The 19,465-nt window shown below is 45.6% G+C and carries 19 protein-coding genes and 2 pseudogenes; 13 read left to right on the plus strand and 8 right to left on the minus strand.

The genetic code is table 11. From position 1 onward, the window contains the following. Positions 1-354: 354 nt before the first annotated feature. The 10 genes and pseudogenes from E5355_RS14420 (at position 355) to E5355_RS14470 (ending at position 9,993) form a co-directional block, all read left to right on the plus strand. Positions 355-1,614: a nucleoside permease gene (locus tag E5355_RS14420; protein ID WP_136010896.1), complete on the plus strand. Its 1,260-nt coding sequence runs from the start codon at positions 355-357 to the stop codon at positions 1,612-1,614. A 22-nt stretch (positions 1,615-1,636) separates the two neighbouring features. Then, a complete protein-coding gene (locus tag E5355_RS14425) occupies positions 1,637-2,221 on the plus strand; it encodes a bifunctional nuclease family protein (protein ID WP_136010897.1) in 585 nt (194 codons plus the stop codon). Position 2,222: 1 nt separating this feature from the next. After that, positions 2,223-2,921 (plus strand): 16S rRNA (uracil(1498)-N(3))-methyltransferase, encoded by a 699-nt coding sequence (locus tag E5355_RS14430; RefSeq protein WP_136010898.1) that lies wholly within the window; start codon positions 2,223-2,225, stop codon positions 2,919-2,921. Between the two features lie 21 nt (positions 2,922-2,942). Further along, the gene (locus tag E5355_RS14435) at positions 2,943-4,496 is read left to right on the plus strand and encodes a DUF4836 family protein (protein WP_136010899.1); all 1,554 of its coding nucleotides are present in this window, start codon (positions 2,943-2,945) and stop codon (positions 4,494-4,496) included. 63 nt (positions 4,497-4,559) lie between these two features. Next, positions 4,560-5,204, plus strand: coding sequence for an ATP-binding cassette domain-containing protein (locus E5355_RS14440; protein WP_136010900.1), 645 nt, complete (start codon positions 4,560-4,562; stop codon positions 5,202-5,204). Positions 5,205-5,584: 380 nt separating this feature from the next. Beyond that, a complete protein-coding gene (locus E5355_RS14445) occupies positions 5,585-6,817 on the plus strand; it encodes a site-specific integrase (protein WP_136010901.1) in 1,233 nt (410 codons plus the stop codon). 17 nt (positions 6,818-6,834) lie between these two features. Further along, complete coding sequence (locus E5355_RS14450) at positions 6,835-7,227, plus strand: hypothetical protein (protein WP_136010902.1); 393 nt, start codon at positions 6,835-6,837, stop codon at positions 7,225-7,227. A 171-nt stretch (positions 7,228-7,398) separates the two neighbouring features. Then, positions 7,399-7,947: pseudogene (locus tag E5355_RS14460) on the plus strand (mobilization protein); the annotation flags it as partial. 97 nt (positions 7,948-8,044) lie between these two features. Continuing rightward, positions 8,045-8,569, plus strand: coding sequence for a GNAT family N-acetyltransferase (locus E5355_RS14465; protein ID WP_168354346.1), 525 nt, complete (start codon positions 8,045-8,047; stop codon positions 8,567-8,569). A gap of 218 nt (positions 8,570-8,787) precedes the next feature. Further along, complete coding sequence (locus tag E5355_RS14470) at positions 8,788-9,993, plus strand: ABC transporter permease (protein WP_136010903.1); 1,206 nt, start codon at positions 8,788-8,790, stop codon at positions 9,991-9,993. A 230-nt stretch (positions 9,994-10,223) separates the two neighbouring features. Here E5355_RS14470 and E5355_RS14475 read toward each other — a convergent pair. From E5355_RS14475 to E5355_RS14480, 3 genes and pseudogenes are all read right to left on the minus strand, one after another. Beyond that, positions 10,224-10,562, minus strand: a pseudogene (locus tag E5355_RS14475) (AraC family transcriptional regulator); the annotation flags it as partial. Positions 10,563-10,615: 53 nt separating this feature from the next. Beyond that, complete coding sequence (locus tag E5355_RS19510; protein WP_168354345.1) at positions 10,616-10,783, minus strand: hypothetical protein; 168 nt, start codon at positions 10,781-10,783, stop codon at positions 10,616-10,618. A gap of 4 nt (positions 10,784-10,787) precedes the next feature. Continuing rightward, a complete protein-coding gene (locus E5355_RS14480) occupies positions 10,788-11,063 on the minus strand; it encodes a putative quinol monooxygenase (protein ID WP_136010904.1) in 276 nt (91 codons plus the stop codon). 248 nt (positions 11,064-11,311) lie between these two features. On the opposite strand from E5355_RS14480, the gene E5355_RS14485 reads away from it, so the two are divergent. Next, on the plus strand, positions 11,312-11,623 hold the full coding sequence (locus tag E5355_RS14485; protein ID WP_136010905.1) for a hypothetical protein: 312 nt from the start codon (positions 11,312-11,314) through the stop codon (positions 11,621-11,623). A 157-nt stretch (positions 11,624-11,780) separates the two neighbouring features. On the opposite strand, the gene E5355_RS14490 is transcribed toward E5355_RS14485, so the two are convergent. After that, on the minus strand, positions 11,781-12,131 hold the full coding sequence (locus E5355_RS14490) for a winged helix-turn-helix transcriptional regulator (RefSeq protein ID WP_136010906.1): 351 nt from the start codon (positions 12,129-12,131) through the stop codon (positions 11,781-11,783). Positions 12,132-12,227: 96 nt separating this feature from the next. Continuing rightward, positions 12,228-12,953: a TIGR02757 family protein gene (locus E5355_RS14495; protein WP_136010907.1), complete on the minus strand. Its 726-nt coding sequence runs from the start codon at positions 12,951-12,953 to the stop codon at positions 12,228-12,230. Positions 12,954-13,146: 193 nt separating this feature from the next. On the opposite strand from E5355_RS14495, the gene E5355_RS14505 reads away from it, so the two are divergent. Next, a complete protein-coding gene (locus E5355_RS14505) occupies positions 13,147-14,004 on the plus strand; it encodes an AraC family transcriptional regulator (RefSeq protein WP_136010909.1) in 858 nt (285 codons plus the stop codon). A gap of 45 nt (positions 14,005-14,049) precedes the next feature. On the opposite strand, the gene E5355_RS14510 is transcribed toward E5355_RS14505, so the two are convergent. Together E5355_RS14510 and E5355_RS14520 are read right to left on the minus strand one after the other, a co-directional pair. Continuing rightward, a complete protein-coding gene (locus E5355_RS14510; RefSeq protein WP_136010910.1) occupies positions 14,050-14,238 on the minus strand; it encodes a hypothetical protein in 189 nt (62 codons plus the stop codon). Between the two features lie 80 nt (positions 14,239-14,318). Beyond that, positions 14,319-15,335, minus strand: a complete 1,017-nt coding sequence (locus E5355_RS14520; RefSeq protein WP_136010911.1) for an N-acetylmuramoyl-L-alanine amidase family protein — start codon at positions 15,333-15,335, stop codon at positions 14,319-14,321. Between the two features lie 140 nt (positions 15,336-15,475). Between E5355_RS14520 and E5355_RS14525 the strand changes: the two genes are divergently transcribed. Next, a complete protein-coding gene (locus E5355_RS14525) occupies positions 15,476-16,756 on the plus strand; it encodes an O-acetylhomoserine aminocarboxypropyltransferase/cysteine synthase family protein (protein WP_136010912.1) in 1,281 nt (426 codons plus the stop codon). A 104-nt stretch (positions 16,757-16,860) separates the two neighbouring features. Here the strand turns inward: E5355_RS14525 and E5355_RS14530 are convergent, their stop codons facing one another. Beyond that, positions 16,861-19,365 (minus strand): family 20 glycosylhydrolase, encoded by a 2,505-nt coding sequence (locus E5355_RS14530; protein WP_136010913.1) that lies wholly within the window; start codon positions 19,363-19,365, stop codon positions 16,861-16,863. Positions 19,366-19,465 lie beyond the last annotated feature (100 nt).

Genomic DNA, 19,465 nt, shown 5'->3' on the forward strand with positions numbered 1-19,465 from the left:
TCGTCTAAACTGACGGGCTAATTCTTCGTATCCTTTGTTCTCGCTGAATAGTTACAACAGAGCCTACTTTTCTTAAATAGAGTTAATAAAAAGCAGAAATACACCAAAATAGCATGTTATATAACATAAACCGTGTATATTTGCACTGTGTTTTTCATGGTATTAGATTTAAGGTTAATAAAGATTGGGTGTCTGGGATAGATACCCTTCTTTTTTTATAATACATTCCTTACCAAAATCCATCCCTCATTAATCTCTTTCATTGAAGAAAAAGCTGTACAGTACTTGTTTTTCTCCTTGTCTCATTGTACATTTGCATCTATTACATAATTTAAAATATAAAAAGCTAATATTATGAGCATCAAATTCCGACTCACTGCCATGCAATTCCTGCAATTCTTTGTCTGGGGAGCATGGCTGATTTCATTAGGTGGTTACATGGGCGGTACGTTACATTTTGAAGGCGGACAAATCGGAGCAATCTTTGCAACCATGGGCATCGCCTCACTAATAATGCCCGGCCTGACCGGTATCGTTGCTGACAAATGGATAAACGCCGAACGCCTTTATGGTATACTACACCTGGTTGGCGCCGGTGCCCTGATTTATGCTTCAACTGCCACTACGTACAACCACATGTACTGGGCCATGCTACTCAACATGCTTGTTTATATGCCCACGTTATCCTTGGCCAACACTGTATCCTACAATGCACTGGAAAGATATAAAATGGACTTGGTGAAAGACTTCCCTCCCATCCGTGTATGGGGAACAGTAGGTTTTATCTGTGCGATGTGGGCTGTGGACCTCACCGGATTCAAGGCGAGTGCGGCACAACTCTATGTGGCAGCCATATCGGCAGCTGCGCTGGGGCTTTACGCCTTCACCCTTCCTGCCTGCCCCCCCATGCGCTGCGAAGGAAAAACAATGCTCTCCGCTTTCGGGCTGGATGCACTGGTGCTGTTCAAGCGCAAGAAGATGGCTATTTTCTTCTTGTTCTCCATGCTGCTGGGAGCCGCTCTTCAAATAACAAACACATACGGTGACCTTTTCCTGGGTTCGTTTGCTTCCATACCCGAATATGCGGATTCATTCGGTGTAAAACACTCCGTCATCCTACTTTCCATCTCGCAAATGAGTGAGACGCTGTTTATCCTTGCCATCCCATTCTTCCTGAAACATTTCGGAATCAAACGCGTTATGTTAATAAGCATGTTTGCATGGGTATTCCGTTTCGGACTTTTTGCCCTCGGAGACCCGGGAAGCGGACTATGGATGCTCGTTCTTTCGATGATTGTCTATGGTATGGCATTTGACTTTTTCAATGTATCGGGCTCACTGTTTACAGAAATGGAGGCACATCCCAGTATCCGCGCTAGCGCACAAGGTTTGTTCTTTATGATGACAAACGGTGTGGGAGCCATCATCGGAGGCTATGCCAGCGGAGCCGTGGTGGATGCCTTCTCGGTATATGCCGGAGGCGGAGGACTGGTAAGCCGCGACTGGACACCGGTATGGTTTATCTTTGCAGGATATGCCTTAGTCATAGGTTTGTTGTTTGGAATAGTATTCCGCTATAAACATAATCCAGAAAAAGCAGAGAAAGCAGATTGAGAATCTGGTTGACTTAACAAGTATGAAGAAGAAGAAAATAGAGCTACAAGTGCTGAATATTTCCAACAGCCAAGCGCAAGCGGGTGCATACGCACTGGTATTGGGCGAGGTGGACGGTAAACGCCAACTACCGATTATCATAGGTGCTACCGAAGCGCAAGCTATGATTATTGAGATGAAAGGTATCGTACCACCCCGTCCGTTGACCCATAACCTATTCGCCTCCGTTCTTGAAGTGCTGGGCGTAAAACTGATGCGCATTCTTATCTATAAAGTAGACAACGGAATATTCTACTCTTACCTTTATATGAAAACCGAAGAAACCATTCTCCGGATTGATGCGCGTACCAGCGACGCCGTTGCCTTGGCATTACGCATGAATGCTCCTATCTTTATCTACGAAGATATCCTTGAAGCAGAATGTCTGAAAATCGTCGAAGGTTCCACCGACCCGACGAAAGACAGCGAACCGGACAAAGATGAACTGTTGCAGGAAGACTCGATAGACATACTGAAAACAGCCCTGCAAAAAGCAGTCGATGAAGAAGACTATGAACGTGCCGCACGGCTAAGAGACCAGATTAATCAACTCAAAAACAATTTGTAATATGCACGTATTCTATACTCCCGACATACAGGTCTACGCAGAGCTGCCCGAAGAGGAAGCCGCACACGCCATACGCGTCTTGCGCTTGCAGGCTGGAGACGAAATCATGCTGACAGATGGAAAAGGCTGCTTTTATCGTGCCGAAATCAGTACGGCTACCAACAAGCGCTGTCTGGTGAACATTCTGGAAACCCTTCCGCAAGCCCCCTTATGGAAAGGTCATCTGCACATTGCCATGGCGCCCACCAAGAACATGGACCGTACAGAGTGGTTTGCCGAGAAAGCCACGGAAATAGGTTTTGACGAACTGACATTCCTGAACTGCCGTTTCTCGGAACGAAAAGTCATCAAGACGGAGCGCATCTCCAAAATATTGGTTTCTGCTATCAAACAGTCGCTCAAAGCCCGTCTGCCTCAACTGAATGAGATGACAGACTTCAACAAATTCATCACACAGCCCTTTTCGGGTCAGAAATTCATCGCACACTGTTATGAAGGTAAGAAACAACTTTTGAAAGACATCGTACATTCTGGGGAAGATGCGCTGGTACTAATCGGTCCCGAAGGAGACTTCAGTGAAGAGGAAGTCCGGAAGGCAGAAGAAAACGGATTTATCTCCATCAGCTTGGGAAAATCAAGGCTACGCACGGAGACAGCGGCACTTGTTGCCTGCCATATTCTTAATTTACAAAATCAATGATACTCACCAAAACAAAACTATATGAAGAAAAATCTATTCTTACACTTCTCGCTACTGACGGTACTCATTGTATCGATAAGCGCCTGTTCATCTAAAAAGCCGGAATATACCTATGTGATTCCTTCCGATGCCTCACAAGTCATCGCAATCAATTTAAAATCATTGGCAGACAAGGCTGGAGCAAAAGACAAAGAGAACAAAGAAGCTCTGCAAAAACTGACAGATGCCTTGAAAAGCGATATGAATACGGTGACTTACCAACAATTGGAAGCTATATTGAAAGACCCGACTCAATCGGGAGTGGATGTCAATGCACCAATCTATATCTTCAACGCTCCCTCATTCCCCTATACCACAATGGTGGCCAAGGTTCAGAATGAAGATGATCTGCTGAAACTTCTGGAGGTGACGGAGAAAGAACAGATAAGCAGTCCGATTGAAGAAGCAGACGGTTACAATTTTGCCCGGCTCAACAAACGTGCACTGCTTGCCTTCACTCCTACCACGGTTATGGTAGTGAACTATACCGGCACATCGCAACTGGAAAAAGTAAAAGAGGAAATTCCCGCCTTGCTGAAACAGACCAAAGAAAACAGCATAAACAGCAACCCCGGTTTCAAGAAAATGCAAAAGCAGAATGGAGACATCAATATGCTCATCTCTCCTTCCAGCCTGCTGAGTGCATACGCCAATCCGTTGAACTACGGAATATCCCACAACGTCGACCTGAAAGATATGAAGATGCTGGGAAATCTCTCTTTCGAAAAAGGAAAGATTGAACTGAAAGTAGAGAGTTATACCGAGAATGCAGAACTGAAAGCACTTTTCGAAAAGCAAATCAAAAGCACCTGTCCCATCGAAAACACGTTCTTGAAATATTTCCCCAAATCTACTCTAGCACTGTTCAGTATAGGTATCAATGGAGAAGAGTTCTACAATGTGCTGCAAGAGAACGAACAGTTCCGCAACGATTTCTCCATTACCAAAGCTGCCGAAGTGAAGAACTTGTTCAGTGCCTTCCATAACGACCTGACCGTAGGTCTAATCAATGTAACCATGAACAGTAATCCTTCTTTTCTGGCCTACGCCAGCGTAAAGAACGATGCTCCCTTGAAAACCCTTTATGAAAAAAAGTCCGAACTGGGACTGAAGCGTGGCGAAGACATCATGAAGCTGAATGAGAATGAATATGTCTATAAATCACGCGCTATCAACATATTTTTCGGCATACGCAACAAGCAGATGTACGCTACCAATGACGAACTGCTGTACAAGAATGTATGCAAGACCGTTGACCCGTCTGCCAAAGAAACGGAGTTTGCTTCCGGCCTGAAAGGCAAGCGCACAGCCTTTGTCATCAATGCTGAAGCCGTACTCGACCTGCCCGTTGTAAAAATGCTTGTTGGATTCGGTGGACAAGAGTATAGCACCTATTACTCACTGCTCGGCAATATCTCGCACCTGGAAGCCGTTGGCAACGAGGACAAGGCGACCGTCACCCTGCAACTGAAAAACAAGAATGCCAACGCACTGAAACAGATTGTGGACTTCATCAAACAGTTTACGGGCATGTAATTAAGGATTAAAAGATTGCAGTTTACTAATCCTTAATCCCTAACATTCAACATCAGATTATAAATGAATAGTATTCACCTGCGGCAAACACTACCCAAAGTGTTTGCCGACCGTGATGCCGTCAGCTCAGACGTATGGCATCGGGACATTATCTTCCACAAGGAAAAACGTTATCTTATAGAAGCCGCTTCGGGTACCGGAAAATCATCGCTTTGCAGTTATATCTACGGCTACCGCAACGATTACCAAGGAATCATCAACTTTGATGAACGTAACATCCGTTCACTCTCTGCCAATGATTGGACAGATATTCGAAAGCACTCGCTCAGCATTCTTTTTCAGGAGTTGCGCATCTTCCCCGAACTGACCGCTATCGAGAACATACAACTGAAGAACCGGCTTACCAATTTCAAAAAGAGGAAAGAAGTCCTCGCTCTTTTTGAGGCAATCGGCATTGCAGACAAGCTAAACGAAAAAGCCGGAAAGCTGTCTTTCGGCCAGCAACAAAGAGTAGCCTTTATCCGCAGCCTCTGCCAGCCTTTCGACTTCATCTTTCTGGACGAACCCATCAGCCATCTGGATGACGAGAATGGAACAATCATGAGCAGGCTACTGACAGAAGAAGCCAACCGCCAAGGAGCAGGAATCATAGTGACTTCCATCGGCAAACATCTGGAATTGGATTATGATGAAATTTATCGATTATAAACATGTTAATGTGCTAATATGCCAATGTGCCAATGACCTGCGGCGTGACAGCACAATGTAAATGCAGCGCAGCCCATTGGCATATTAGTACATTAACCACATTAGCACATTAAAATAAACACATAGCGAAAAAGTAAATTTGGGCAAAGCGTAGCGAATTAGCTGATAGAGCGTTCGTTACGCTTTGTTTTTCTATGGGACAGAGCCAACGAGATACCACCTCGAAGCCAAACGGTGCAGAAGTTCAGTTACCACCTCGTTACTCCCGTAACGGGTGCAGATTTCTTGTTAAAAGGTTCTGTTTCTGCGTTTTGCGTAGATTTACATAGCTGTCGGTAACTCACTAAGAACTAATTTTGTAACCAAAAAAGTAGTGAGTTATGCGAAGTACATTCAAAGTGTTATTCTACGTGAAGAAAGGTAGTGCCAAACCCAACGGCAACCTGCCTCTGATGTGCCGTATCACGGTGGACGGCGAGATTAAACAGTTCAGTTGCAAGATGGACGTTCCCCCACGCTTGTGGGACGTGAAGAACAGCCGTGCTTCGGGCAAGAGCGTCGAAGCGCAGAGAATCAACCTTGCAGTGGATAAAATCCGTGTGGAGGTGAACCGCCGCTACCAAGAACTGATACAGACGGACGGTTATGTTACCGCCGCCAAACTCAAAGACGCCTATCTCGGTATCGGCATCAAGCAGGAAACCTTGCTGAAGCTGTTCGAGCAGCACAACGCCGAGTTTGAGAAGAAAGTCGGGCACAGCAGGGCGCAGGGGACTTTTACCCGTTATCGGACGGTCTGCAACCATATTCGGGAGTTCCTGCCCCATACCTACAAGCGTGAGGATATTCCGTTAAAGGAACTCAACCTCACATTCATCAACGACTTCGAGTATTTTTTGCGCACGGAGAAGAAATGCCGCACCAATACCGTGTGGGGCTACATGATTGTGTTGAAGCACATCGTTTCCTTTGCGAGAAACGACGGGCGTTTGCCGTTCAATCCCTTTGCGGGATATATCAACTCACCCGAAAGCGTGGATAGGGGCTACCTCACACAAACGGAGATACAGACGCTCATGGACGCACCGATGAAGAACGCCACCCACGAGCTTGTACGGGACTTGTTCGTCTTTTCGGTGTTCACGGGTTTGGCGTATTCGGACGTGAAGAACCTCACCGCCGACCGCCTGCAAACATTCTTCGACGGCAACCTGTGGATAATCACACGAAGAAAGAAGACCAACACCGAATCGAACATCCGCCTTTTGGATGTTCCCAAGCGTATCATCGAAAAGTACAAGGGACTGGCAAGAGACGGTCATGTTTTCCCCGTTCCGAGCAACGGAAGTTGCAACAAGATACTTAAAGATATAGGTAGACAATGCGGCTTCAAGATACGTTTGACCTATCACGTTGCACGCCACACGAACGCTACGACCGTACTTTTATCGCACGGCGTACCCATCGAAACGGTGAGCCGTCTTTTGGGGCATACCAACATAAAGACCACCCAAATTTACGCCAAAATCACCGCCCAGAAGATAAGCCAAGACATGGAAACCTTGTCGCACAAGTTGGAAGATATGGAGAAGAATATCTGCCGAGCCATCTAATTAAAAACAGAATACCGATGAAAGAAGAAAGGAATATTATCACGATGGACGAGCAGGGCAATATCTTCCTGCCGGGCGATATAGGTGCAACCGCCATGACCGAGCGGGAAATCTGCGAACTGTTCGGGGTTATCGCCCCGACGGTTCGGGCAGGGATAAAGGCACTCTGCAAAAGCGGAGTTTTGAGTATATATGACATAAAGCGCATTATCCGCATATCGGACAGATACAGCGCGGAGGTTTACAACCTCGAAACGATAGCCGCCCTCGCTTTCCGTATCGAATCGTTCGGGGCGGCGAAAGTCCGCAAAGTGTTGTTGGAAAGGATTATAAACAGGCGAAAAGAGAAAACGACGGTATTCGTGTCGGTTGTTTCGGACGGCAAGCCCAACAGCCGTTGGAAAGCATGATGATATATCAACATACCAACATGCAAACATACCAATATATCAGCATACCAACATGCAAACCTATCACTATGGTGATATATGTTGCAGGTTCTATTCCTCTTTTCAGAGGAAAGCGGAGCAATCATTTCCGTTTACAAAGGCAAAGCAAGCACGGGGCTTTATGTCAGCTAAAAGGTCAAGACATTGGAAAAAGAGAACACCGCCCTGCATAGGGAGGTAGCCGACCACGAGGAAACCATCGAAGCCCTGCAAGACAGAATACAGACCATGCAGGCAGACCACAGCCGACAGATGGCGGAAATAGAACGGAAGCACCGCAGGAAGATAGCGGACAAGGAAACGAAGCACAAGGAAGAAATATCTTTCTTGAAAACGGTAATCGCAAAGGCGGCGGCATGGTTTCCCTATTTCCGTGAAATGCTCCGTATCGAAAACCTCTGCCGTCTTATTGGGTTCGATGAAAGACAGACCGCAACGCTTGTCAAGGGAAAGCCGTTGGAGTATGCAGGGGAACTCTATTCGGAGGAACACGGACGGAAATTCACGACCGAAAAGGCAGGGTTTCAAGTGGTGAAAGACCCCACGGACGGGACGAGATTGGTTCTTGCCATTGACCGAAAGCCCATTGCCGAGTGGTTTAAGGAACAGTTCGAGAAGTTAAGGCAGAACATACGCCGACCTATACAACTGCAAAGGAAAAGCAGAGGAATGAAACTGTAATCGACTTATTGCACTGAAAAACATAAATTGCCGTTCATAAATGACTGATGAACGGTACTTTTTTGTAATTTTGCAATCCAAATGATAGAACAAGTTTATGAAGCGTATAGTTTTAGAAACCAATAGATTGTTATTGCGGGAAATGACACTTTCAGATATGGGGGCATTATCCTCAATTTTACAAGATGAAAGAGTAATGTATGCTTATAATGGAGCGTTTAATGAAGAAGAAACTATGGTATGGATGCAAAAGCAACTCCAACGATATAAGGATTATGGATTCGGATTGTGGGGCGTATTCCTTAAAGATACCGACGAAATGATAGGACAATGCGGTATTACTATGCAGGAATATAAGACGGTGCAAGTTCCCGAAATCGGCTACTTGCTGGCTCATAAATATTGGCATAAAGGTTATGCAGTTGAAGCCGCAACAGCTTGTCGGGAGTATGGGTTTAATACGCTGAAATTTGATGAATTATATTCAATTATTAGAGATACTAACGTTGCATCGCAAAAAGTGGCACTTCGTAATGGTATGAATCCAATTGATTCTATTGTTAAACACTATCGTGGAGTTGATATGCCCCATTTGGTATATTGTGTAAGAAAAGACAGTTGAATTCAAATTGACATTGACTGCATATAGTTTTTTGATTGGAATATTGTAGTTTTGAATATTTGTTCTAACTTTGCATTTAGAAGAGTTATTTGACAGCATAGCACCGCAAATTGCTGAAATTCGCACAGTTGCTAAATCGTTACTTCTATTTCTCAAATAATTCGCTAAAAGGTTATTTCCCAATCGGTTAATTCAAACCGAGAAAAATCTAAAATAATATGAACCGACTTGTTTGGAAACTTCTTCGCCAGCACATCAGTATCGGACAGCTGGCCGGCTTTTTCCTCGCCAATCTTTTCGGCATGATGATTGTATTGTTGAGCGTACAATTCTATCGTGACGTCCTCCCCGTCTTTACGGAAGGAGATAGTTTCATGAAGAAGGATTATATCATAGTCACCAAAAAGATAAGTGCTCTCGGCAGCTTTGCCGGGAAAAGCAACACATTCTCCGAAGAGGAGATAAAGGAGCTGAAAGCCCAACCTTTTACTAAGGGAGTAGGCGCGTTCACTCCTTCCTTGTTCAAGGTTTCTGCCGGACTCGGCATGCAGGAAGCCGGTATCCGCTTGTCGACAGAGATGTTTTTCGAGTCTGTACCCGACGGATATGTGGATGTCAGTCTGGACAAATGGCATTTTGACGAAGATAGCCGGATAATCCCCATCATCATTCCACGCAATTATCTGAACCTCTACAACTTTGGTTTTGCACAAAGCAGGAGCCTGCCGAAACTCTCCGAAGGCTTGATGAGTCTGGTACAGATGGACATCATGATGAGGGGCAACGGACGTGTGGAACAATACAAAGGCAACATTGTGGGATTCTCCAACCGGCTGAATACCATTCTCATCCCCCAATCCTTCATGGACTGGGCCAACAAGAACTTTGCACCGGAAAAAGAGGCCGAACCGTCCCGCCTTATTGTGGAAGTGAAGAATCCCACTGACACAGCCATCACAGATTATTTCCGACAGAAGAACTACGAAACCGAAGGCAACAACCTGGACGCAGGAAAGACAACCTATTTCCTACGCCTCATCACGGGCCTCGTCATGGGAGTAGGACTGTTCATCAGCATTCTGTCATTCTACATACTGATGCTGAGTATCTTCCTGCTTCTCCAAAAGAACACGGTAAAACTGGAAAACCTGCTGTTGATAGGATATAGCCCGACACGGGTAGCCACTCCTTATCATATACTGACAGTAGGGCTGAATGTACTGGTGCTGTTCCTCGCCATCGGTAGTGTGGTATGGGTACGCAGTTATTACATAGAAGTAGTCCGGAATCTCTTCCCGCAATTGGAAAGCGGGTCACTGCTTCCATGTATCCTGGCCGGCGGCCTGCTGTTTCTTGCAGTATCCATGCTGAACGTATTGGCGATACAACGGAAAGTCAGTAACCTCATCAGATTGAGAAGATAAAGCCAAGTTCGCCGAAACATGGTTCTGCCACACTGAGTACAAGTAAAAAAGTTCCTATAGATAAGTAATAAAATTCCGAAGAACAGATAGATAAGTTCCGAAGATTAGGACATTGTTTCTATCCCAAGCCTTGGGATAGACATTTCAAGTGTTGGGATAGACATCCGCAACCTTGGGACGGACATCCCAACACTTGAAACAAACTTTATCCGATTTCCTTTTCGCCCATTCCGCCGGTCTGTGGCTATGAAATGGACTCCATTGCCATCCGTTCCTACATACAGCATATTTTTGCCGTCGCTGGAAAGGGAAGAGATGATGTTACACCCCACCTCCACAAAATACTCAAATTCTCCGGAACGGGTGATACTGTTAAAAGCACACACATGCTTGCCGTCTTTTACATTATGATAGGATTTCACTTTTCTGTCAGACAATCGTAACGAATACAGTCCCTTCCCGGTTGCCATCCATAGCATTCCCTGCTCATCCAATGAAAGTCCGGTGACAACATTCGAAGCAGAAAGGGCATTTTTATCCAGTAATATTTACTCCAAGTTTCCTTTCTTTGATACCGGTGCCGGAAAACAAGAGTTCACACGGAAAGCATGGTTGCTCTTCATTACCGGATAACTCGATATACCGTACTCCCATAATAATCTGCGACGGAAGCTCTACTTTTATAATCCATAAACGTATATTGCCCTGCCGGCATCAGCACAATCTCGGCAATTCCGATGTCATAGAAATCAAGAGACTTGTCGGCTTTGGGTGCCTCTTCGGTGTGCACAGATTTAGAACTCGAATTTTTCCAACTTCATGGCAGCCAGTTTCTGTATTTTAGGCACCAGAGTCACAAAATGATCTGCTTTTTCATGGGCAGACAATGACTCTGCATCTTTCCATGTTTCACAAATCATAAGAACATCGCTGCGAGTTGCACTCTCAAACACATCGTAAGCAATGCATCCATTGTCCTTTAAGGAATATGCGACCAGTTCTTTGGCAGATTCCAATACTGCGGCACGGTTCTCCGCACTTACCTGAATAAAAACATTTAATCTAATCATACTTATATAAATTTTAAGTGTACTGCAAATGTAAACAGAATAAACCAAAACTGTGCAATTATTCCTCAAACATGTGGTCTCGTTTCCACACCTTTCCACACTCACAATAAATTAGCAAGTTTACAATTAAATCCTATCACACTGCATTACAACCACATACATCAAAACACATTTTTCTGGCATCCCCTTTGCATCATTCTTAGTATCAGAGATAACAAAATAATATATTCACCTAAAACTTAACGATTATGAAAAAAGTATTAGTAGCATTAGCAATGATTCTGGGAGTAGGCAGTTCTGTAGCATTCGCACAAGAAGCAAATGATTCTACTGTGGCTGTAGCCCAAGTTCCGCAGGATGATTTTGTAAAACTGAATCCGGCAGAGTTGCCGCAAGCCGTCATGCAGACGTTGACCAAAGAGCACCCGGAAACTTTGGTAAAAGAAGCCTACGTAAAGGGAAAAGACGAAGCCAAGGTTTACAAAGTAATTATTGCTGCCCAGGACGGAACGGAAACCACAGTTGTTTTAAACGAAAAAGGTGAAGCCGTAAAGGAATAAACTTATATCGGTAGCAAAAAGTTTCTTCATTACAGACTACACAGATTTTCACGGATCATTTTATTGAAGAAACAAGTATTTAAAATTAGTTCTGTGTCAATCTGTGTAATCCTGTGGTGAAAAGACTTTTGGTTCAATCTTTTTCCGTATCAAACACTCAGTCTTGCAAACTGCGCCTACTCAGAATATCGTCCATGTGCTTCAATGCCCATCCCACCAAAGATTCGATATGCGGCATCAGGCTACATCCGGTTTCCGTAAGATTATATTCCACGCGGGGAGGAACTTCCGCATAGACTTTCCTGACAATCAGTCCGTCCGTCTCCAATGAGCGCAATGTGACTGTCAGCATCCGTTGAGAAATATCCCCTATGGTTTTCTGTATATCGCAAAAGCGCATCGTTCCATTCGCTTTCAGTGTGACCAACACAAGCATTGTCCATTTGTCTCCCAACCTGCTCAGTACATCCCGTACCGGACAAGCATCCATACGATGAAAATTTTCCATTCCTTCATTTTACCAATCAGTTCAACCTCGGCAATGGCGGCTCTATGCTTAGAGTCTGGCATTGCACCACAAAAGTAATAAACTTACTCAAAACAACTATCGTTTCATACGATAATTAATACTCCCGCTGACTCCGCTTCCAAACAAAGCAAAGTCCCCCAGACACGGATCATCCGGAAAGGCCTCCGCCAGAGCTTCAGTAATCCGACGGGCATTCTTCAAAGAAAATGTTTCCGTCTCGGTGAGTCCCAAGACGTATGCCACGCGGCAGACATGTGTGTCCAAAGGCACAATCAGGTCCCTGCAGTCAAACCTCTCCCAAATACCAAAATCCACTTCCGGACCTTTCCTTATCATCCAGCGCAAAAACATGTTCAGTTTCTTCTGGGGACTCTTTGCCGAGACTTCCAGAAATGCACATAACCTTTCCATCGGATTGCCGGCATACGTACATAAGGCATCCTCCAGACTGTCAAAAGCAGAATAGGCAGCATGCAAGCGCCTGAAATAGGAATGAAAGTCGGCATAAGAAAGCATCCGGTAAAAACTGCTTCTGTCCGCAGCAGAAAAGTCGTTCTTCCATTGGCAGGACAACACGTATTGATGAGGCGATGCCCCCATCAACCTATGCAACTCATCAGCCTTTTTCAATATCTGTTTACGGTTGCCGAAACTCATGATGGCAGTCAGCAACCCGCTGATTTCAATATCCTGCTTCCGTTCATAGCGATGTGGAAACTGTACGGGGTCGTTCTGAATGAAGCCGGCGCAATGATAGGCCGCCGCCCACTCCCAAAGTTGTCTTTTAATCTCCTCGGTCATCTGCAAGCATTTGTTTTTTCATCTGAAATGCAAAGATATTGCAAATTGAGTGCAGAACTTTCATGCTTGCACGAAAAAGTTGTGCCGGGATATAGCCTATCTTATTTAAAAATATTGCATTTATAGCAACATCGGACAAGTAACCTATTTCTTTTCCTCCTATTTTTGCAACATGAAAAAGCCCAATAGAGCCATGCAGCAGAAAAAGACAACCCAGGAGGAATACCAAAAGTGTGTGAACGCAGTAGTGGATTATATAAATCTGCACCTCGGAGAAGAAATTGACCTGAAATCTTTGGCCAGGATTTCCCATTTCTCTCCCTTCTACTTCCACCGCATCATGAAAGCTTTCCTGGGTGAACCCGTCGGTACGTTCATTGTCCGGACGCGTACCGAAGCCGCTGCCCGGTTGCTTCGTTACTCGGACATGCCGATAGCGGACATAGCCTACCGTATAGGCTACTCTTCGCCCTCGTCACTGTCAAAAGTATTCAAGCAGTTCTATGGCATTTCACCATTAGAATACCGTAACAATAAAAACTTTGTAATTATGAAACCAGCCATTATTCGTCCGGAACTGGAACTGAAACACGAAATCAAAGAAGTTCCTGCCCGCAATGTGATTTACATCCGCCTCTTTGGCGACTATAAACTGAACGACTATTGCAGCGCATGGATGCGCCTTTGCCAGTTCATCCAAGAAGAAAAACTGCCTATGGGAGAAGTGATGCCCTACTGTATCTATCACGATGACCCCAAAGTGACACCCGCCGAAAAGCTGCGTACCGATGTATGTATGGTCCTGCCCTCATTTGCAACGGCCAAAGGAGACATAGGATTTAAACAGCTCGCGACAGGCCGCTATGCCATATTCCTATACAAAGGTCCATACGAACATCTGCAGGCCGTATACGATACCATCTACGGGAAGTATATCCCCGAAATGGAATGTAGCTTACGGGATGAGTCCAGTGCGGAACGTTACCTGAACAACCCCGCAGATACGGCGCCGGAGGAACTGTTGACAGAAATTTATATTCCGGTAGAATAGGCAAACTGTTCTGCCGGCGCCATCAGGCTTTCTTCCCGGAAGAGTTTAGGAGCCGGACAGCGAACAAGTATTCGTTCCGCCATGGAGTAAAAATCGTTCCACCACGGTGGAATGATTTTTACTCCATGGCGGAACGGTTTTTATCTCATGATGGAACGAATAAATATAAGCTCTGATAGCCGTAGCTATCGGTTTCTTGATATTCAATGAAAGCTTCACACCAATCAATGCCATCGGCATGGCGCTGATAACAACGGTTGTTACAGTCGTGGTGATACACGAAAAGAAAAAGGAAGAGCCATAGTTGATTGTGCCTATTTCGCTTTTTTATAATCCGCGATGAAACCCTCCATCATCCACTTGGACAAGGCTTGGCGGTTCGAACTGATTACAAAACGGCGCTGGTCAAAAGTGTTCTGGATATTTCCCAATTCCACGAATACGGAAGCGGGAGAAGTATTGGCTAACACATAAAGATTGCGTGCGCTGACGGTTCCGGTAAACCCACGGTTGGGCTGGTGCCTGTCATATTCCGATTCGAAAGTTTTCTTCATGGCCTTAGCCAGACGCTTGCTGTCGGGCCTGTTTTTGGAGTGGTAAAAGAACACATCGGTCTGATGGCTCTTGCTGCGACTGTCCACATGAAGAAAAATGGCACGGCAATATTTATAGTTCTTGCGGTCTTTCTTGTAAAGCTCATTGATTTTGGCACAACGCTGCCGGAGGCGCGCCACCTGATTCAAGGGTATGGAAGCTCCCATGCACGTCTCACGTTTACTGTTGGAAAGATACTTATCATCACGGATTCCGTCTTTGGCATCCTGGATAATGATACGGACTTCCGCCCCCTCTTGCATCAGGTTACGGGCAAGGCGCAAAGCGATATCATAGGCATACTCGTCTTCATGCAGTTCTATTTTGCCGATTTTGCCGATGGCTCCGGGGTCGGGACCTCCATGCCCGCTCACTACATAAAAACAAGCACCCTGCAAACGGCCGGATGTCACTTTTACATCGGCAAGTGCTTTCCCGAACAAAGGTTCATTGATTGTTTTCTTCCCATTACCGGCCGGTTTTGATAATGGAGGCAGTACATACTTCACTCCCAGTCGCAACTCTTCCTTTCCTTTAAGAATTTTCTCGTTCAGCTCCAGAAAATCCTTATAATAGGCTCTCCCCGGGCGGTTGTTACGTTCCAGGAAGGCAGAGATTCCTTCTCCACGTCTCGGACTGTCCCGCTCTTCTTGAGCCGAAGCATTAAAAACACACAAAGTGCAAAATAGGATGGTCAGTAAACAGAGTATGCGTTTCATATTCCAATTATTCATCATTCATTTGGTTCGCGCCAATCTTCCAGCCGCTAATTTATGGCATTTTACCATACTTAAGCACAAAATTATAATTTTTTCCCTACTTTTGCGACAACTTACGCGATAATAATAGATAAGAAACTTTTAAAACAGATAACATTATGGCAAAGCAATTCAAACCGGAGACGCTGTGCGTACAAGCCGGATGGACTCCTAAAAAGGGCGAGCCTCGTGTACTCCCCATCTATCAAAGTACAACTTTCAAATATGATACCAGCGAACAAATGGCACGCCTGTTCGACCTTGAAGACAGCGGTTATTTCTATACCCGCCTGCAGAATCCTACGAACGATGCAGTGGCCGCCAAGATTGCTGCCCTCGAAGGTGGTGTGGCCGCCATACTGACATCCAGCGGACAAGCCGCCAACTTCTATGCCATTTTCAATATCTGTCAGGCAGGAGACCATTTTGTTTGCTCCTCTACCATCTATGGCGGAACATTCAACCTCTTCGGAGTGACTTTGAAGAAATTGGGCATCGACGTCACTTTCGTCAATCCGGATGCCAGCGAGGAAGAGATTTCCGCTGCTTTCCGCCCCAATACCAAGGCCCTGTTCGGCGAAACCATCTCCAACCCTACGCTCGAAGTGCTCGACATTGAAAAGTTTGCCCGCATAGCCCACAGCCACGGTGTGCCCTTGATTGTGGACAACACCTTCCCCACCCCCATCAACTGCCGCCCGTTTGAGTGGGGTGCCGACATCGTAGTACACTCTACCACCAAATACATGGACGGACACGCTACCAGTGTAGGTGGAGCCATTGTGGATAGTGGCAACTTCGATTGGGATGCCCACGCCGACAAATTCCCCGGGCTGTGTACCCCGGATGAGTCTTACCACGGGCTGACTTACACAAAAGCCTTCGGCAAGATGGCTTATATCACCAAAGCTACCGCCCAACTGATGCGCGACCTGGGCAGCATCCAGTCTCCACAAAACGCATTCCTGCTGAACCTGGGTCTGGAAACACTGCACCTGCGTATGCCCCAACATTGCAAGAATGCACAAACGGTAGCCGAGTATCTTGCCCAAAACGCCAAAGTGGCTTGGGTGAATTATTGTGGTCTGCCGGGCGACAAATACTACGAGCAGGCACAGAAGTACATGCCGAACGGCTCTTGCGGAGTTGTCACCTTCGGCTTGAAGGGCGGACGGGAAGAGTCTATCAAGTTTATGGATTCACTGAAACTGGCGGCCATCGTGACTCATGTGGCCGATGCACGTACTTGTGTACTGCATCCGGCCAGCCATACACACCGCCAGTTGACGGACGAACAATTGATGGAAGCAGGCGTACGCCCCGACCTGATTCGCTTCTCGGTAGGTATAGAAAATGCAGAGGATATTATTGCGGATATAGAACAAGCGCTGAATGCTTGACAAGGTATAGAGATTATTCAAAACTTTCTTAATATTCTTTTAGGCGCGGATTTCACGGATTCAGTTCATTACATCCGCGTATTCCGCGCCTAATATCACAACAACTATTTTACCTGCCACGTTATCGGCAAGCTTTCCTTTCCTTGATAGAATGTCTTTGCCTTTACCACCGAAGCATCACATTTTAACGGCTCCTTCCACAAAGCCGATTGGGTAGTAGGCTCCGAGCCATCAGTAGTGTAACGTATTTCAGCACCATCAATGGCCACATTAGCATACAGATTTCCCTCTTTTACCCATAATCCCGGCTGGGGCAAGCGGAAGTTAATCCCATTCTTTGCCCAATAAGGCATTTCGCTCCGACTGATTTTCTCATAATAAAGTGCCAAAGCTTGATTGAAAGCCTGCTGCTCTTGTGTGCCGGATAAATTTTCCCATGCCGGATGAGCATTCCAGCCACGCTCTGCCAGCCCTAATATTTTTGGGAAAAGAAGATATTCCACACCCTCAAAACTACGGATGGTTTCGGCAAACAATTGTCCTTGTACACCCATAATATGCTTCTTGCCTATACCCGTCAAGGCAGTCTTCCCCTTCTCTGCATTATTCAAATCAATGGGATTGCCTGCCATATCCACACGCAATGAACGATAAATGCTGAAAGGAAGCATAGAGAAAGAGACAGACTCATCCACATAACCTCCCCAATCGAGCCCACGCTCGTCCGGATGACCATTGTAAGCCATATCCATATAGAAATTGCCCACGTTGCAAAGGATGACCGGATAACCGTTATTGGCTGTCTGATAAACCACTTCATCAGAGCCCGGTACAGTATTCCAGCAATACACACCGGCAGCCAGCCCCCTCAACTGTTGATGAGCCTCTTCGGTATGACCCAAAGCAACTTCCTGCCAACCACTGAATTTCAGTCCGTTCTTCTGCATCACATCCGCCATTTGCGTAATGAAATACTCCGACAAATCATGAGCTTTCGTCATGCCTTTTTCCTTCATCAGTTCCTGGCATTTCGGGGAGCCCATCCACACGCCGCGAGGCACTTCGTCACCACCCAAATGCACTGTGTACAGTGAAAGACCGGCTTCCTGATACATCGCATTAAGTTCCTGAATCACCTTCTCCATAAAACGGTAAGTAGAAGGCAAGGCAACATTCATCACATTGTCCGTATAATATTGTACAGAAACATAACGTGAAGTATCTTCCGGTTCACTCAACATATATTCTGTAGCTTTCCCCGGATCGGTTTCAAAATATTTGTTATAGCGTGCCTTCATGGAGACAATGGCAGCGCGGGCGTGCCCCGGAGATTCTATTTCCGGAACAATGCGGACATGTCTTTCGGCAGCATACTTCAGCAAATCAATAAATTCCTCGCGGCTATAATATCCATTGCCTACAGTCTTTGCATCAGGGTCATAGCCACCGTCATAACATGGGTAGAGGCACTGACTCTCGTCAGTGGTATGCCCGCGACGACTACCCACAGCAGTCAGTTCTTCCAAACCGGGAATCTCCAAACGCCAGGCTTCATCATCACAAAAATGGAAATGCAGGACATTCAATTTATAAGATGCAAAAACATCCACCAGTTTCTTCAAGTTCTCCGGAGCGGTGAAATTACGGGCTATATCTATCATTTGTCCGCGATATGCCAAATCCGGATAATCACGGATGGAAACTGCCTCCAGCAGATAAGGTTTCTTCTTGTCCTTCAACATTGACAAAAGTGTCTGTGTGCCATTGAAGACGCCATGAGGAGTGGCAGCACTGATTTTTATCAGATTGCCGCCTATATTTATAGTATAATATTCATCGTTTACGGCCTCTTTCCTATCAGGCAGTTCTTCCAACACAATCTTCACGGAAGCATTTTCGGCAACTTCCAAACCATACAAACCAGTCAGTTTCTCTTTCAACAACTTGGCTTCACCGGCAAAGTTCTCCGGGAATACCAAAGCTACCTTACCTTCCAATACGACATTATCGCCTTCAATGGCTATCGCTTTCTTCACCGACGGAAGAATATCCGACTGCATCAAAGCAGGAGCACCAGCCAAGCGAAGATTTGATTCATAAATCTTAGTCGCATCCGGATAGCCGCTCATCGACTCGGGAGAAGGAAGCGGCAGCGCCTTCAAAGCTACAGGCAACGGACTGCCCTCTTCACCATCCACTGTCTCTACCCAATAAGTTCCTTCCGGTACATGGGAGTTCCGGTCTAGCTTGTAAGTACAAAGGAAAGTAATCCGCATGGAATCACCGGGAGCCAGCGGAACAAATTCATCTGTCGGATACATTTTGAAAAAATTACCGTTCACCACCTCTACCTTCACTTCAGAGGCTCCCTCCTGCTTCACCTTGCGGGGAAGCTGTGAATAGTAAATTGTCCAGTTCTTTTTTAGAGGTTTTTGAGAGATATTCTTGAGAATAAAGGTATTCTCATAATATCCGGGGACGATGTCACTTGCACCCATTTCCCAGGTCAGAGCAACCGGTACCTCTGGTTCATTACTCGTTTTACATCCAGCCAATAGTACCATTATACAAAATAACAATCCTGCCAGAGGAAGTTTCAAAATTCTCATGCAACTCATGTGTTAAGTTAATAAATGGAGGTAATTTCTAAAATCTGATGCCAAAAATAAGCATTTTAAGCTAATTAACTGATAAAAGTAATAGTTTTTT

It is taken from the genome of Bacteroides muris (ex Afrizal et al. 2022), from assembly GCF_004793475.1.
GTDB lineage: Bacteria > Bacteroidota > Bacteroidia > Bacteroidales > Bacteroidaceae > Bacteroides > Bacteroides muris.